Annotated in this window: 12 protein-coding genes; 8 read left to right on the top strand and 4 right to left on the bottom strand. The window is 72.6% G+C overall.

The annotated features are described in order from the left end of the window. The first annotated feature begins 87 nt into the window (after nt 1-87). Nucleotides 88-1,818 carry a ribosomal protection-like ABC-F family protein gene (gene abc-f, locus ACA511_RS03980; RefSeq protein WP_375022650.1) on the top strand — a complete coding sequence of 577 codons (1,731 nt, stop codon included), beginning with the start codon at nt 88-90 and terminating at the stop codon, nt 1,816-1,818. Continuing rightward, the gene (locus ACA511_RS03975) at nt 1,809-2,318 is read left to right on the top strand and encodes a hypothetical protein (RefSeq protein ID WP_375022649.1); all 510 of its coding nucleotides are present in this window, start codon (nt 1,809-1,811) and stop codon (nt 2,316-2,318) included. Before abc-f ends, ACA511_RS03975 begins: the two co-directional genes overlap by 10 nt. A gap of 70 nt (nt 2,319-2,388) precedes the next feature. On the opposite strand, the gene ACA511_RS03970 is transcribed toward ACA511_RS03975, so the two are convergent. Then, a complete protein-coding gene (locus ACA511_RS03970) occupies nt 2,389-2,970 on the bottom strand; it encodes a TetR/AcrR family transcriptional regulator (RefSeq protein ID WP_375022648.1) in 582 nt (193 codons plus the stop codon). Nucleotides 2,971-3,038: 68 nt separating this feature from the next. Between ACA511_RS03970 and ACA511_RS03965 the strand changes: the two genes are divergently transcribed. The 5 genes from ACA511_RS03965 (at nt 3,039) to ACA511_RS03945 (ending at nt 8,805) form a co-directional block, all read left to right on the top strand. Beyond that, nucleotides 3,039-3,737: a hypothetical protein gene (locus ACA511_RS03965; protein ID WP_375022647.1), complete on the top strand. Its 699-nt coding sequence runs from the start codon at nt 3,039-3,041 to the stop codon at nt 3,735-3,737. A gap of 141 nt (nt 3,738-3,878) precedes the next feature. Beyond that, the gene (locus ACA511_RS03960) at nt 3,879-4,313 is read left to right on the top strand and encodes a DoxX family protein (protein ID WP_375022646.1); all 435 of its coding nucleotides are present in this window, start codon (nt 3,879-3,881) and stop codon (nt 4,311-4,313) included. 226 nt (nt 4,314-4,539) lie between these two features. Continuing rightward, nucleotides 4,540-6,222, top strand: coding sequence for an AMP-binding protein (locus tag ACA511_RS03955; RefSeq protein ID WP_375022645.1), 1,683 nt, complete (start codon nt 4,540-4,542; stop codon nt 6,220-6,222). Next, complete coding sequence (locus ACA511_RS03950; protein WP_375022644.1) at nt 6,219-7,862, top strand: AMP-binding protein; 1,644 nt, start codon at nt 6,219-6,221, stop codon at nt 7,860-7,862. Before ACA511_RS03955 ends, ACA511_RS03950 begins: the two co-directional genes overlap by 4 nt. A gap of 109 nt (nt 7,863-7,971) precedes the next feature. Continuing rightward, a complete protein-coding gene (locus tag ACA511_RS03945; protein ID WP_375022643.1) occupies nt 7,972-8,805 on the top strand; it encodes a response regulator transcription factor in 834 nt (277 codons plus the stop codon). A 317-nt stretch (nt 8,806-9,122) separates the two neighbouring features. Here ACA511_RS03945 and ACA511_RS03940 read toward each other — a convergent pair whose 3' ends face one another. Both ACA511_RS03940 and ACA511_RS03935 read right to left on the bottom strand, forming a co-directional pair. Next, nucleotides 9,123-10,370 carry an amino acid deaminase gene (locus tag ACA511_RS03940; RefSeq protein ID WP_375022642.1) on the bottom strand — a complete coding sequence of 416 codons (1,248 nt, stop codon included), beginning with the start codon at nt 10,368-10,370 and terminating at the stop codon, nt 9,123-9,125. Further along, on the bottom strand, nt 10,371-11,135 hold the full coding sequence (locus tag ACA511_RS03935) for an ABC transporter permease (protein WP_375022641.1): 765 nt from the start codon (nt 11,133-11,135) through the stop codon (nt 10,371-10,373). It abuts the gene before it with no gap. 74 nt (nt 11,136-11,209) lie between these two features. Between ACA511_RS03935 and ACA511_RS03930 the strand changes: the two genes are divergently transcribed. Beyond that, complete coding sequence (locus ACA511_RS03930) at nt 11,210-12,046, top strand: polysaccharide deacetylase family protein (RefSeq protein ID WP_375022640.1); 837 nt, start codon at nt 11,210-11,212, stop codon at nt 12,044-12,046. Between the two features lie 129 nt (nt 12,047-12,175). Here the strand turns inward: ACA511_RS03930 and ACA511_RS03925 are convergent, their stop codons facing one another. Continuing rightward, nucleotides 12,176-14,344: an MMPL family transporter gene (locus tag ACA511_RS03925; RefSeq protein WP_375022639.1), complete on the bottom strand. Its 2,169-nt coding sequence runs from the start codon at nt 14,342-14,344 to the stop codon at nt 12,176-12,178. Between the last annotated feature and the right edge of the window lie 124 nt (nt 14,345-14,468).

Raw genomic sequence — 14,468 nt, 5'->3', positions numbered from 1 at the left:
CCGTCTTGACCGGATGGCCGTCGGGTCGCATACTCGAGGTAGACGAGACGGAACGTATCGTCTCGATTCGGACAAGGAGGTGAGCCTTTGCGTACTGCGGCGGCTCAACTGGCGCTCACCGAGATCACCAAGCGGTACGGCGACCGGGTCGTCCTCGACCGGGTGTCGCTCACCGTGCGGCCCGGCGAGCGGATCGGGATGGTCGGCGACAACGGGGCGGGCAAGTCCACGCTGCTCAAGCTCATGGCCCGCGCCGAGCGGCCGGACAACGGCGAACTCGTGGTGGCCGCGCCGGGCGGAACCGGATACCTGCCGCAGGCGCTCGCGCTCCCGCCGCACGCGACCGTGGCCGACGCGATCGACCTGGCGCTGGCGGACCTGCGCGACCTCGAAACCCGGATGCGCGCCGCCGAACGCTCACTCGGCGAAGGCGGCCTGGACGCCTATGCGCAGCTCGTCGCGGAGTTCGAGGCGCGCGGCGGCTACGAGGCCGATGCCCGGGTGGACGTCGCGCTGCACGGGCTCGGCCTCCCCGGGCTCGACCGGCAGCGCGCCCTGGGCACGCTCTCCGGCGGCGAACGCTCCCGGCTCGCCCTGGCCGCCGCGCTGGCGTCCGCTCCCGAACTGCTGCTGCTCGACGAGCCGACCAACGACCTGGACGACCAGGCCGTGGCGTGGCTCGAAGAGCGGTTGCGCGCCCACCGGGGGACGGTCGTGGCGATCACGCACGACCGGATGTTCCTGGAACGGGTGACGACCGCCATCCTGGAGGTCCGCGACGGGCGGGTGCGCCGCTACGGCGACGGGTACGCCGGATACCTCGCGGCCAAGGCCGCCGAACGCGCCGCGCAACTGCGGGCCCACGAGGAGTGGACGGCGGAGCGCGACCGGCACGCGACGCTGGTCGCGGCCAACGCCGGACGGCTGGCGGGCATCCCGCGCAAGGCGGCCAAGGCGGGCATGGGCACCGGGGCCTGGCGGGCGCGCTCGCGGACGCACGGGGCGGCCGGACGCATCCGGCAGTCGCGGCAGCGGCTGCGGTGGCTCGCCGACCACCCGGCGCCGCCGCCGCCCGAGCCGCTGCGCTTCACCGCCGCCCTGGCGACGGCGGAGGCCGCCGCCGGGGCCGAGATCGCCGCCGTCGACCACGTGGTGGTCGAGGGGCGGCTCCGCATCGATTCCCTGACCGTCCACGCCGGTGAGCGGCTCCTGGTGACCGGCCCGAACGGAGCGGGGAAGACGACGCTGATGCGGGTGCTCGCCGGCGAGCTGGCGCCGGACGCGGGCGAGGTGCGCCGAGCAGGCCGCGTCGGCTTCTTCCGCCAGGACGAACTGGACGCCCGCCGTGCTGGAGACCTGGCCGAGGCACCGGATCAGACCGTGCTGGGCGCCTACGCGCGCGGACGTCCCGGAAGCCTGGACGAGCACGCCGACGCGCTGCTCGCCCTGGGCCTGTTCCGGCCGTCCGACCTCGGGCTGCGCCTGGCGCAGCTCTCCTACGGGCAGCGGCGGCGGGTCGAGCTGGCCCGGCTGGTGAGCGACCCCGTCGACCTTCTCCTGCTCGACGAGCCGACCAACCACCTGTCGCCGATGCTCGTGGAGCAACTGGAGGAGGCGCTGGCCGGATACCGGGGCGCCCTGGTCGTCGTGACGCACGACCGGCGCATGCGGGCCGCGTTCACCGGCTCGGGCCACTACTCCGCGCGGAGTACGGGCAATGCCTCCCGACGCAGTATGCGAATTGGCGGACCCCATGTGATGCTGTCCAATATCGAGCCAATTACGCAGAACTCCAGAGGAGAGGCAGGATGGCAATGAAAAGAACGGCCACCGGACTTGCCGCCGGATCGGCGCTGCTGGCCGGCGGACTGCTGGCCGCGCCGCCGGCGAACGCGTCCCCGCCGGCGCAGATAATGAAGGTGGACATGTTCCTCGCCGACTCCGCCATCTGGGTGGCGCCGGCCAGCGCGCGGCTCCGGCCGGCCGATCGCGAGATCGACCTGGCAGCGGGCAAGTACGCCTGGAATCACAAGTGGGACGAATACAACCCGCCTGGCGTCGCGCAGCACACGTACGAGATTCGGCTGGCCGCGGGCACGTATTACTGGAACTGCAGCGTGTACACCAAGACGGACTACTACCTCTTCGACTTCTTCACTCGGTGCTCTTTGCGGCCGAAGCGCACAGGGGCGGCGACGGCATATTCGCCGGAAATGCGGATAGCGCCGCACGGCGTGAGCACCGCCTGGGTCGACGGCGCCGTCATGCACGGCTCCCATTACGACTGGTCCAGCACGCTGACCCGGCTGGGGGACTGACCGCGAGTTCGGCGGCGGAGACGGGGACGGGGGCGGGGCGGGCGGCGGTGGGGTTCGCGGCTCGTCCCGTCTAGGGGCGGCGGTAGAGGTCGTCGAGGTGGGCGGACACGGCGGCCCGCATCCGGGCCGGGGTCGTGGTCCGGGGGTGCAGGGCGGCGTGGACGGCGAGGCCGTCCACCAGGGCGTGGAGCCGGTCGGTCTCCAGTTCCGTGTCCGCTCCGGGGGCGAGGGACGCGACCAGGGCGCGGCAGCCGGAGCGCAGGGCGGCGTGGGCCTCCTCGCAGAGCGCGCGCAGGTCGGGGTCGACGAGCGCGCGGGCGGTGAAGGCGAGCCAGACGTGGTTCTCGGCGGCGCGCTCGGCGTCCATCGGGAGGAGTTCGCCGAGGACGCGGGCGGCGCGGTCCCGGGGGTCGCCGTCCGCCGGCGGGGCCGCGGCGATCCGCGTCTCGATCCGCTCGATGATCGTCCGGAGCGTGAACGCCAGCAGTTCGGGCTGGGTGGCGAAGTAGTGCCGCAGCGAGCCCGCCGACAGCCCCGCCTCGCGGGCGACGTTGCGGACCGAGGCCCGGTCCAGCCCGTCCCGCCGGACGACCCGCCACACCGCCGCGACCACGTCCTGCCGGCGCCTGGCCGGATCCACCACCTTCGGCATGAGGTTTTTATAGCACACCTGTGTTACCTTCGGTCTTGGTAGCACAGTCGTACTAAAAAGGACCGGTCATGAAACGTGCCCTCGCCGTCACCGCCGTCGCGGCCCCGCTGCTGCTCACCGGGTCCGGGCTGGCCGCCGCCGCGGCCCTGCAGGCCGCCTCCGGCGGCGCGTTCACGACCCCGGAACGGAGCTTCGGCACCTCGGCCGTCGCGCTCAAGACCGACGAGATCGAGGTGGGGTCCGAGACGGCCCGCGCCGGGAACCCCATGCCCGACCTCGGGGAGCTCGCCGAGGTCGAGATCGTGGTCCGTCCCGCCGACCCCCGCGTCCCCCTGTTCGTGGGGGTCGGGCCCAAGGAGCAGGTCGACCGCTATCTGCGCGGTGTCGCGCACGAGGAGTTCGTGTCGGCGGACCTCGACCCGTTCAGGCCCGTCTTCCGCAGCGTCCAGGGCGTCCCCCAGGCGACCGCACCGCCGTCACGGCAGCCGTTCTGGGTCGCCAGCTCCGCCGGCCCGGGGACGCGCACCGTCAAGTGGGACAAGACCGGCGGGGCCTGGTCCGTGGTGGTGATGCGCTTGGACGGCCGTCCCGGCGTGGACGTGCGCGCCACGATCGGCCTGCGCTTCGGCTTCCTGCTCCCCGCCGCGGTCATCGGCCTGGCCGCCGGGACGGCGCCGCTCGTCTGGGCGGTCGTCGCGCGCCGCCGCGGAACCGCGCGCCCCCGGCGGCACGATCACCTGCCGGCCGGGACGGCGCCGCACGACTGAGCTCTCCTACCGGCTGACCTGGGCTTATGCGGTGGCGGAAAAATCTTGAAGAAAAATCGGGCGGAGTGTCGATCGGGGGCCGGCCCGTACGACGCGTCAGTGAAAGGCCGATGAGACACACCGTACGGAAGGACCACCGCCATGACCGCCCAGACCGTCCAGTCCCGCACCGCCGCCCCCGTCCAGACCGCCGCCGACCGCCGCACGCTGCGCAAGGTGCTGTGGGTCCCGCAGATCCTCCTCGCCGTGTTCCTGCTGGTCGCCTCGGGCCTGCCCAAGCTGGTGGGGCAGGCCGACGCGGTCGAGTCGTTCGAGCTGATCGGCTGGGGCCAGTGGTTCCGGTACGTCACCGGTGTCGTGGAGGTCTCCGGCGCGATCGGGCTGCTGATCCCGCGGCTGGCCGGGCTCGCCGCGACCGGGCTGATCGGCTTGATGGCCGGCGCCGTCACCACCCACCTGCTGGTGCTCGACCCCGCCTGGGCCCTGATGCCCGCCGCGTTCGCGGTCGTCTTCGCCGCCATCGCCTGGAACCGCCGCTACGAGACCCGGGAGCTGCTGCGCTCCCTCAAGCGCTGAACGAAGGCGCATCACGGCGGACGACCCGCGGCCATCCGGCCCCGGGTCGTCCGCCGTTGCGGCCGGGACCGGCGGGCACGCGGCACGGTCGCCGCGGTCGCCGCGGTCGACGTCCGCGGCGACCGGGTAGGACGATCACGACTACCCCCGTTCGGGGGTGGCGCGGGTCACCCGGATGGCCAACCATCCAGGTGACCGGGTGTCCGTGCGGCTACGAGGAGAGACCATGCCCGCAGTCGAGTTCCGCGCGGCGCGCGACTTCCTGCTCGCGCATCGCGACGACTACGCGACGGCGTACGAGAAGTTCCGCTGGCCGGTGCTGACCGGTTTCAACTGGGCGCTGGACTGGTTCGACAAGATCGCCGAGGGGAACGACTCGCCCGCGCTGTGGATCGTCGAGGAGGACGGCTCCGAGGCGAGGCACTCGTTCGCGCAGCTGGCCCGGCGGTCGAACCAGGTGGCGAACCTGCTGCGGCGGTCGGGGGTGCGGCGCGGCGACCGGATCATCCTGATGCTCGGCAACCAGGTGGAGCTGTGGGAGACCGTGCTCGCCACGATGAAGATCGGCGCGATCATGATCCCGTGCACGCCGCTGCTGGGCACGGCCGATCTCCAGGACCGGCTGACGCGGGGCCGGGCGCGGCACGTGGTGGTCGCCTCGGCCGACACCGGGAAGTTCGACGGGGTCGAGGGCGAGTACACGAAGATCGCGGTGGGCGCGCCCGTCGACGGCTGGGTGGACTACGCCGGCGCCTACGACGAGGCGACGGCCTTCACCCCGTACGGGCTGACGATGTCGCGGGACACGCTGCTGCTCTACTTCACGTCCGGGACGACGGCGCAGCCGAAGCTGGTGGAGCACACCCACGCGTCCTACCCGGCGGGCCACCTGTCGACGATGTACTGGATCGGGCTGCGGCCGGGGGACGTCCACCTCAACATCTCGTCGCCGGGCTGGGCGAAGCACGCGTGGAGCAACATCTTCGCGCCGTGGGACGCCGAGGCGTGCGTGTTCATCTTCAACTACACGCGGTTCGACGCCGACCGGCTGCTCGACACGATCCAGCGCTGCGGCATCACGAGCTTCTGCGCGCCGCCGACCGTGTGGCGGATGCTGATCCAGGCCGATCTCGGGCGCCTCGCCACCCCGCCCCGCGAGGTCGTCGCGGCCGGTGAGCCGCTGAACCCCGAGGTGATCCAGCGGGTCGAGGACGCCTGGGGCCGGACGATCCGGGACGGGTTCGGGCAGACCGAGACGACCGCCCAGATCGCCAACACGCCCGGCCAGCCGGTCAAGCTCGGATCGATGGGACGGGCGCTGCCCGGCTACCGGGTGGTGCTGATCGACCCGCTGACCGGCGAGCCCGCGGACGAGGGCGAGATCTGCCTCGACCTGGAGGACCGCCCGCTCGGGCTGATGACCGGCTACCACGGCGACGACGAGCGCACGGAGGAGGCGATGGCCGGCGGCCACTACCACACCGGCGACATCGGCTCCCGCGACGAGGACGGATACATCACCTACGTCGGACGGGCCGACGACGTGTTCAAGGCGTCCGACTACAAGATCTCGCCGTTCGAGCTGGAGAGCGTGCTGATCGAGCACGAGGCGGTCGCGGAGGCCGCCGTCGTCCCGTCGCCCGACCCGGTCAGGGCGGCCGTCCCGAAGGCGTACGTGACGCTCGCGAACGGCTGGGAGCCGACCGCCGAGACCGCGAAGGCGATCTTCGCGCACAGCCGGGCGCAGCTGTCCCCGTACAAGCGGGTCCGGCTGCTGGAGTTCGCCGAGCTGCCGAAGACGATCTCCGGCAAGATCCGCCGGGTCGAGCTGCGCGCCAGCGAGAACGACAAGCACCCGGGCGAGAACGACCGGCCGGACGGCGAGTTCCGCGAGGAGGACCTGCGATGACCCTCTCCTACGCGTCGGGCGTGTCGACCACCCCGCTGCTCGGTGACACCATCGGCGCGAACCTCGACAAGACGGTCGCCGCCTTCTCCGAGCGCGACGCGCTCGTCGACCGGACGTCGGGCAAGCGCTGGACGTACGAGCAGTTCGCCGACGACGTGGAGGCGGTAGCGCTCGGCCTGCGCGACCTCGGCGTCGTCAAAGGCGACCGTGTCGGGATCTGGTCGCCGAACTGCGCCGAATGGATGCTCGTCCAGTACGCGACGGCGAAACTGGGCGCGATCCTCGTCAACATCAACCCCGCGTACCGGGTGCATGAGCTGGAGTTCGTCCTCAACCAGGCGGGCATCCGGACGCTGGTGTCGGCGTCCACGTTCAAGACGTCCGACTACGCGGCGATGGTGGAGGAGGTCAGGCCCAAGTGCGCCGCCCTACGCGACGTCGTCCTCATCGGCACCCCGGCCTGGGACGCGCTCATGGAATCGGGCCGGACGGGTGATCCGGCCGTCCTGAACGAGATCGCCCGTACGCTCACCGCCGACGACCCCATCAACATCCAGTACACGTCCGGGACGACGGGCTTCCCCAAGGGCGCGACGCTGTCGCACCACAACATCCTGAACAACGGCTACTTCGTCGGCGAGCTGTGCGGCTACGACGAAGAGGACCGCGTGTGCGTCCCCGTGCCCTTCTACCACTGCTTCGGCATGGTCATGGGCAACCTCGCGGCGACCAGCCACGGCGCGTGCGTCGTGATCCCGGCGCCCGCGTTCGACCCGAAGGCGACCCTCGAAGCGGTCGCGGCCGAGCGCTGCACGTCGCTGTACGGGGTGCCGACGATGTTCATCGCCGTCCTGAACGAGCCGTCGCTGGGCGGCCTCGACCTCTCCACCCTCCGCACCGGGATCATGGCCGGTTCGCCGTGCCCGGTCGAGGTGATGAAGCAGGTCATCGAGCGGCTCGGGATGAGCGAGGTCGCGATCTGCTACGGCATGACCGAGACGTCGCCGGTGTCGACGCAGACCCGGGCGGGCGACTCGCTCGACCGGCGGGTGTCCACGGTCGGCACCGTGCTGCCGCACCTGGAGATCAAGATCATCGACCCGGAGACCGGGGTCACCGTCCCGCACGGCGTGCCCGGCGAGTTCTGCACCCGCGGCTACTCGGTGATGCTCGGCTACTGGCAGGAGCCCGACCGGACGGCCGAGGCGATCGACGCCGCCCGCTGGATGCACACCGGCGACCTCGCCGTGATGGACGGCGACGGCTACGTCAACATCACCGGCCGGATCAAGGACATGGTGATCCGCGGCGGCGAGAACATCTACCCGCGCGAGATCGAGGAGTTCCTCTACACCCACCCCGACATCGTGGACGCGCAGGTCATCGGCGTCCCGGACGAGAAGTACGGCGAGGAGCTGATGGCGTGGGTGCGCCTCCGCGAGGGCGCGCCCGGCCTCACCGCCGGGGAACTGCGCGCGTTCTGCGAGGGCAGGCTGGCCCACTACAAGATCCCGCGCTACGTGCACGTCGTGGACGAGTTCCCGATGACGGTCACCGGGAAGATCCGCAAGGTGCAGATGCGCGCCGAGGCCGTCGACATCCTCGGGCTGGAGGACACCGCCGCGACCCGGCACGCATGACTTTCTGAGCGCGCGGCCTTCCGCGCCGAGACCCCCGCAAGGCATGCTCGGAGCCATGGATGCGCCTGTGCCGGGAGGTCCGGCGAGCCTCGGGGGCCGTCCCCGCGGGATGACGCGCGACGACGCGGGGGCCGTCCGGACGGCGGTGCTGACGCTGCACCGCACGACCGGCCTGCCCATGGTGTTCGGCGGCGCGCTGAGCGGCCAGGACCGGCTCCGCATCACCGAACTCGTCGGCAACACGACCGACTCCCTGAACGGCCTGGTCGTGCGCCAGGGCAACGGGCTCGGCGGCAAGGCCATGGCGATGGGGCGCCCCGCCTGGGTGAGCAACTATCCGTGCTCGGCGGCGATCAGCCACGACTACGACAAGCCCGTCGGACGCGAGGGGCTGCTGTCGATCGTCGCCGTCCCGATCGTCGTCCGGCGGCGGGTGCGCGGCGTCCTGTACGGTGCGCTGCGCGAACCGCTGGGGCTGGCCGACCGGGTCGTGGGCGCCGCCGTCCAGGCCGCGCGCGACCTCGAACAGGACCTCGCCGTCCAGGACCGCGCCGACGAGGCCCTCGCGCGGCTGCCGCCGGGCTCGCCCGCCGCGCCGGCCGCGCGCTGGGAGGAGGTGCGGGCCGTCCACGCGGAGCTCCGGGCGCTGGCCGAGGAGGTGCGGGACCTGCCGACCCGCGACCGCCTGCGCCGGGCGTCGCTGCGCCTCGCCGCCGCCGGGCTGGACGCGTCGGACGCCGCGCCGGGCCCCGTGCTGGCCCCGCGCGAGCTGGACGTCCTGTCGTACGTGGCGATCGGCTGCACGAACGCGGAGGCCGCCGAGCACCTCGGCCTGCTGCCCGAGACGGTGAAGAGCTACCTGCGCTCGGCGATGCGCAAGCTCGACAGCCACACCCGGCTGGAGGCCGTGACCGCCGCGCGCCGCGCCGGCCTGCTCCCCTGACCGGTGGAAGCCGCGGGGCCGCGCGGTTCCCTCGATCGGGGGGTCGACCGGACCCGGCGACGGGGTCAGCGCCGTGTCGTGGACGTCGTCCAGCGCAGATCGGCCCCCGTGGCGCACTGCCTGGACGAAATCGGTCACCACACGCCGGCTGCGCCGGGCCGTGATCGCACGGCCGTCCCGCCTGTTCCCGGCGAGGACGTCCGGCCCCCGATATGCAGGAAGCACCGTAACACCTCGGCCAACACGAATGTCGCGTGGTAAATCGATTTCGTCGGCGGACACAAACTCGTCAGTAATTTGTGTCGGCCGGCCGACCCTTAGAAAAACGTGCGGACGTAGTCGACGACGACCGGGTGCCGGGCGTCGGCGTCGTCCACGACCGGGATCATCGTCCACTTGTCGAGCGCCGTGCACGGATGGGAGAGACCGAGCCTGACCACGTCCCCTTCCTCGGCATCGGAGTCGCGGAGGAATGCGTGCTGGTCGTTGAGCGCGGTGACGCGGGCGCCGTCCAGGGGGCCTTTACCCCGGACGAGCTGCGGCTCCGGCAGGCCCTCGTCGAACGGCACGTCGCGTTTGCCGACGTCCAGGAGTGCGAGCGCGGGTTCGGGACGGGAAATGACACGCCCCCACGCGTGCATGGCCGAGCGGAACGGCGCGCCGGCCCCGCGCACGAACGGCGAAATGCCCTTGTAGAAGCCGTCGTCGTGAATGATGTACGCGCCCGACCGCAGCACGACCCGTCCGCCCTCCTCCGCGACCGGGCCGCCGAGCACGTCCGCGACCTGATCGAAGTACGCGCTGCCGCCGGCGGTCACCATGGGCTCGTCCACCTCGTACTCCAGCCCGCGGTACAGGTTCGCGAGACGGCGCAGGTAGGCGTCCACGGAGGCGCGGCTCCGCTCGGACGCGTCGTGCGCGAGGGCGCCCTCGTACCCGCCGATCCCGGCGAGCCGGAGATTCAGCGCCTTCCGGACGGCGTCGGCGACCTCCCGCGCGTCGCCGTCGTCGCGGACGCCCGTGCGCCCGTCCGGCTCGCCCAGCTCCACGCACACGTCCACCGGACGCTGGCTCCGGGCCGCCCGCAGCGCCCCGTCCATCAGCTCCACCGAGCGCACCGAGTCGACCCAGGAGACGAACTCGAAGTCCAGGCTCTCGTCCAGTTCCCCGGCCAGCCACGCGAGACCGGCCGGGTCGAGCAGCGTGCTCGCGTACAGGACGCGCCGCACCCCGAACGCGCGGGCGACCCTGAGCTGCGGCAGGTTCGCGACCGTGATGCCCCACGCCCCCGCGTCCAGCTGCCGCCGCCACAGCTCCGGGGCCATCGTCGTCTTGCCGTGCGGGGCGAGCAGCAGGCCGGCGTCGTCCGTCCACCGCGCCATGGTCCGGACGTTGCGGTCGAGGGCGCCGGCGTCCAGGGTCAGCAGCGGCGTCCCGAAGTCGTCCAGCGGCAGCCGGGCCTCGCGCGCCGCGCGGACCGTCATCCCGTGCGCGGACGCCGGGATCGCCTTGAACCGCCAGTCGAGCAGCTCGCCGCCGAGCGCGTCCAGCGCCTTGGCATCCATTCACAACCTCCTGTACGACGCGGCGTGGTCGAGGCGGCCCCTGGCCACCAGCTCCAGTGTGATGAGGACCGCGATCGACTCGATGGCCAGGAGCCCGATGAGGACGAGCAGCTGCACCGCGCCCGCCTCGACCGGGTCGGCGCCGCCGAGCAGCACGCCGACGAACGCGCCCGGCAGCGTGACCAGCCCGACCGTGCGGGTCTGGTCGAGGACGGGGAACAGCGCGAGCGCGGCCGCCGAGCGGCACACCTCCAGCGCGGCGTCGCGGGGCGGCAGGCCGAGCGCGAGGCCGCCCTCGTACTCGCCGCGGCGCGCGGTCAGCTCGTCCAGCGCGCGGCGGCCGGTGAGCCCGGTGGCCGACATCGCGCCGCCGATGAAGATCCCCGCGATCGGCAGCACCGCCACCGTCCGGGGCGGGACCAGCGAGGACGCCAGCAGCAGGCCCAGCACGGGCGCGACGCCGGCGGTGATCGGCAGCGCCGTCCACCAGCCGGACCCGCGCAGCGACCCGGTGACGCGCCGCCCCGCCGTCACGACCGCGATCACGACCATGCCCGCGATGAACGCGGCCGTCAGCCCGCCGCTGCGCAGCACCGCCGCGATCAGCAGCGACACCGCGGTGAGCTGCACCGCGGCCCGGACGGAGACGACCAGCATGTCCCGGCCGAGACCGAGCCCGCCGACCCGCGCCAGCAGCGCCGCCACCGCCGCGAGCGAGGTCAGCACCAAGGCCAGCAGCGGGCCGACCTGGGGCGCCGTGCTCACCCGCCGCCCAATAGGCCCGATTGTGATCCCATAGCGGTCTCCTACCCGGTTAAAACCTCGATAGCGTGGGACTTGTGGAGGTTGAGGAGTCAGGTGGGACATCCCGCCGCAAAGCACTTTGGCTGCTCGGCGCGGCCGCCGGGCTCGCCACGCTCGGCGCGGACGCCGCGCGTCCCTCCGGGGGCTCGCCGATCGCGGCCGCGCCCGCGTCGACGCCCCGCGCGAGACCGGTGATCCATCCGACGCCGACCCCGACGCCCACCCCGACCGCACGGGCCGCGACCTGGACGCCGGGCAAGCTCACCGCGCTGGAGAAGCCCGTCCGGGAGCTGTCCCAGCTGGCCCCGCCCGCGCCGCCGAAGTCGATCGCGCTGACCATCGACGACGGCCCGAGCCCGCTGTGGACGCCGAAGATGCTCGACCTGCTGGCCGAGCACGGGGTCCACGCCACGTTCTTCGTCATCGGCGAGCAGGTGAAGGAGTTCCCGAAGCTCACCCGCCGCATCACCGACGCCGGCCACCAGATCTGCAACCACACCGAGACCCACCCGATCTCCATCGCGAACCTGCCGAAGAAGCGGGTCCGCAAGGAGATCGTCCAGGCGCACGACCGGATCGCGGACGTCACCGGGGTCGTCCCGCAGTTCTTCCGCTCCCCCGGCGGCAACTGGTCGAAGGCGGTCCTGGAGCTGGTCGCCGAGCACGACATGCTCCCGGTCGACTGGGCCGTCGACCCGCGCGACTGGGCCCGTCCCGGCGTGGGCCGCATCCGCCGCGCCCTGCTCAAGGGCAAGGAGAACAACATCGTCCTGTGCCACGACGGCGGCGGCGACCGCTCACAGACCCTCAAGGCCCTCGGCTCCGCCATCCCGAAACTGAAGAAGCGCGGCCTGACCTTCGTCGCGCTCTGACCCCGCGCCGCGCGGCGGGGACGACGCGAAGCAGGCTCCACGGCGGGACGACGCGAAGCAGGCTCCGCGGCGGGACGACGCGAAGCAGGCTCCGCGGTCACTCGTCCGGTGACCGCGGAGCCTGCTCTTTCACGCCAGGGTCAGCGGGTTGCGCGCGGGTTCCCGCGTCTCCCGGCCCGGCTCGCCGTGGGAGGCGCTGGGCAGCCAGTCCAGCCAGCGGGGCAGGTACCAGTTCGCGCGGCCCAGGAGGGCCATCACCGCCGGGAGCAGGACGACCCGCACGATCGTCGCGTCGATCAGGACCGCGACCGCCAGGCCGACGCCCAGCTGCTTGAAGTCCTGCATGGAGAGCGTGCCGAAGATCCCGAACGTTGCGATCATGATGACGGCGGCGCTGGTCACGACGCCGGCCGTGGCGCGGACGCCCTCGCTCACCGCGCCGGTGGTGTCGAGGCCCCGGTCGTGGGCCTCGCGGATCCGGGAGACCACGAACACGTGGTAGTCCATCGACAGGCCGAAGAGGACGACGAGGACGAACAGCGGGATCCAGGACTCCAGCGCGCCCGCGCCCGTCGTCCCGACCAGGGAGTCGCCCCAGCCGTGCTGGAAGACCGCGACCATCACCCCGTACGCGGCGCCGACCGACAGCAGGTTGAGGACGATCGCGGTGACCGCGATCAGGAGCGACCGGAAGAAGATCAGCATCAGCAGGAACGTGACGCCCATGACGAACAGGAACACGGGCGCGGTGCCGGCCTTGAGCCGGTCGTTGTAGTCGAGCGACCAGGCGAGCTGCCCGGTGACCGGCGCCTCGCCGACCGTGCCGACGGTCCGCGGGACGATCCGCTCCCGCAGGGTCTCCAGGGCGTGCTTCGAGGCCGCGTCGGCTCCCTTCCCGGCGAGCGGCACCTCGATCTCGGCGATGTTCGCGCGGTCGTGCACGGTCACGTCGATCGGCTCGTTCATCTCGCCGGACGCGACCGCCTGCCGCTTCAGCTCGGCCACGGCGGCCCCGACCTGCGGCGCGTTGATGTCGCGGGCCTTCAGCACGACGACCGCGGGCTCCGGGTTGCCGGGGAACGCCTCGTTCAGCCGGGTGTAGGTCTGCGCGATCTCCTCGCCGGGCGGGATCAGCTGGTCGATGCGGAGCCGCTCGGTCTTCATGCCGAGCGCGGGCGCGGCCAGCGCCAGCAGGAGGCCGGCCGACAGCAGGGCGGCGACGCCGGGACGGGCCAGGACGGGCCTCAGTAGCGTCCCGACCACCCCGGCGCGCCCCGCGCGGCGCCGGGGCAGGCGGACGCGGCCGAAGTCGACCTTGTCGCCGAGCAGGGACAGCAGCGCGGGCAGGACGGTCACCGAGCCGAGCATCGCGATGCAGACGACGAGGATCGTCGCGATCGCGAAGCCCTTGAACAAGAGCAGGCCGGACAGGAACATCCCGGACATCGCGACCATCACGGTGATCCCGGAGACCAGCACGGAACGGCCCGAGGTGGCCGCGGCGATCGCCAGCGCGGACTCGCGGTCGCGCCCCCTGCGCCGCTCCTCGCGCTCGCGCTGCAGGTAGAACAGGCAGTAGTCGACGCCGACGGCGAGCCCCATCAGCAGCATCACCGAGTTCGTCGTCTGGTCGACGTGCAGCGCGTGGCTGGCCACCGCGAGGACGCCGGTCGCGGCGAGGAAGGCGGTGAAGGCCAGCACGACGGGCAGCACCGCCGCGAGCAGCGCGCCGAACGCGACCAGCAGGATGCCCAGCGCGAGCGGCAGGGCCGTCATCTCGGCCCGCGCGAAGTCGCTGCCGAGGGCGTCGTCGAACCACGCGTCGGCGGTCGCGCCGCCGAACTGCCCGATCCGGACGGACGGGTTGTCCTTCTTCGCCTCCGCCACCGCGTCCAGGATCGCGGGCAGCGGGTCGTCCGGCAGCTCCCGCACGGTGAACTGGACGATCACGTTGCGCCCGTCCTCGGCGACGACGTCCCGGCGCAGCTCCGTGATCTTGCCGGTGGCCTGGACGTTCGCCCGGACGTCCGCGACCGCCCGGCGCATCTCGGGCGAGGCCGCCGGCGCCCCCGAGACCAGCACCGTCTCGTGGTCGGGATCCTCGACCCCGGCCTCGGCGAGGATCTGCCCGGCCCGCGCCGACTGCCCGGTCCCCTGCTCGTGGTCCGCCATCGTGACCTGGCCGGCCGCGCCGCCGAGCACCGAGGCGAGGACGACGAACAGCAGCCAGCCGAGGATGGCCGTCATCCGGTGCCGCGCGCTCCATCCGCCGAGCGCCGCGGCGAGATTCCGTTTCATGGGGTCCCCTGGTCTAGTCGTCTGCGAGGTGGCACCCCCTGACGCTAGGAAGCGCGCACCCCCGCCGACATGGCTCTAAACGGCGTCCCGGGGTGGACGTAAGTACACCCCGGTCCCGGGTTGC

The sequence above is a fragment of the Actinomadura sp. GTD37 genome, from assembly GCF_041951365.1.
In the GTDB taxonomy this organism is placed as follows: domain Bacteria; phylum Actinomycetota; class Actinomycetes; order Streptosporangiales; family Streptosporangiaceae; genus Spirillospora.
The sequence above is the reverse complement of the archived record's forward strand: the minus strand, read 5'-3'. Positions and strand labels throughout refer to the sequence as shown.

Coding starts and splice junctions, on each gene's coding strand:
- ACA511_RS03960 (WP_375022646.1), top strand. CDS start 3,879: ATGACCGCCCAGACCGTCCAGTCCCGCACCGCCGCCCCCGTCCAGACC.
- ACA511_RS03940 (WP_375022642.1), bottom strand. CDS start 10,370: ATGGATGCCAAGGCGCTGGACGCGCTCGGCGGCGAGCTGCTCGACTGG.
- ACA511_RS03945 (WP_375022643.1), top strand. CDS start 7,972: ATGACGCGCGACGACGCGGGGGCCGTCCGGACGGCGGTGCTGACGCTG.
- ACA511_RS03965 (WP_375022647.1), top strand. CDS start 3,039: ATGAAACGTGCCCTCGCCGTCACCGCCGTCGCGGCCCCGCTGCTGCTC.
- ACA511_RS03950 (WP_375022644.1), top strand. CDS start 6,219: ATGACCCTCTCCTACGCGTCGGGCGTGTCGACCACCCCGCTGCTCGGT.
- ACA511_RS03955 (WP_375022645.1), top strand. CDS start 4,540: ATGCCCGCAGTCGAGTTCCGCGCGGCGCGCGACTTCCTGCTCGCGCAT.
- ACA511_RS03925 (WP_375022639.1), bottom strand. CDS start 14,344: ATGAAACGGAATCTCGCCGCGGCGCTCGGCGGATGGAGCGCGCGGCAC.
- ACA511_RS03970 (WP_375022648.1), bottom strand. CDS start 2,970: ATGCCGAAGGTGGTGGATCCGGCCAGGCGCCGGCAGGACGTGGTCGCG.
- ACA511_RS03975 (WP_375022649.1), top strand. CDS start 1,809: ATGGCAATGAAAAGAACGGCCACCGGACTTGCCGCCGGATCGGCGCTG.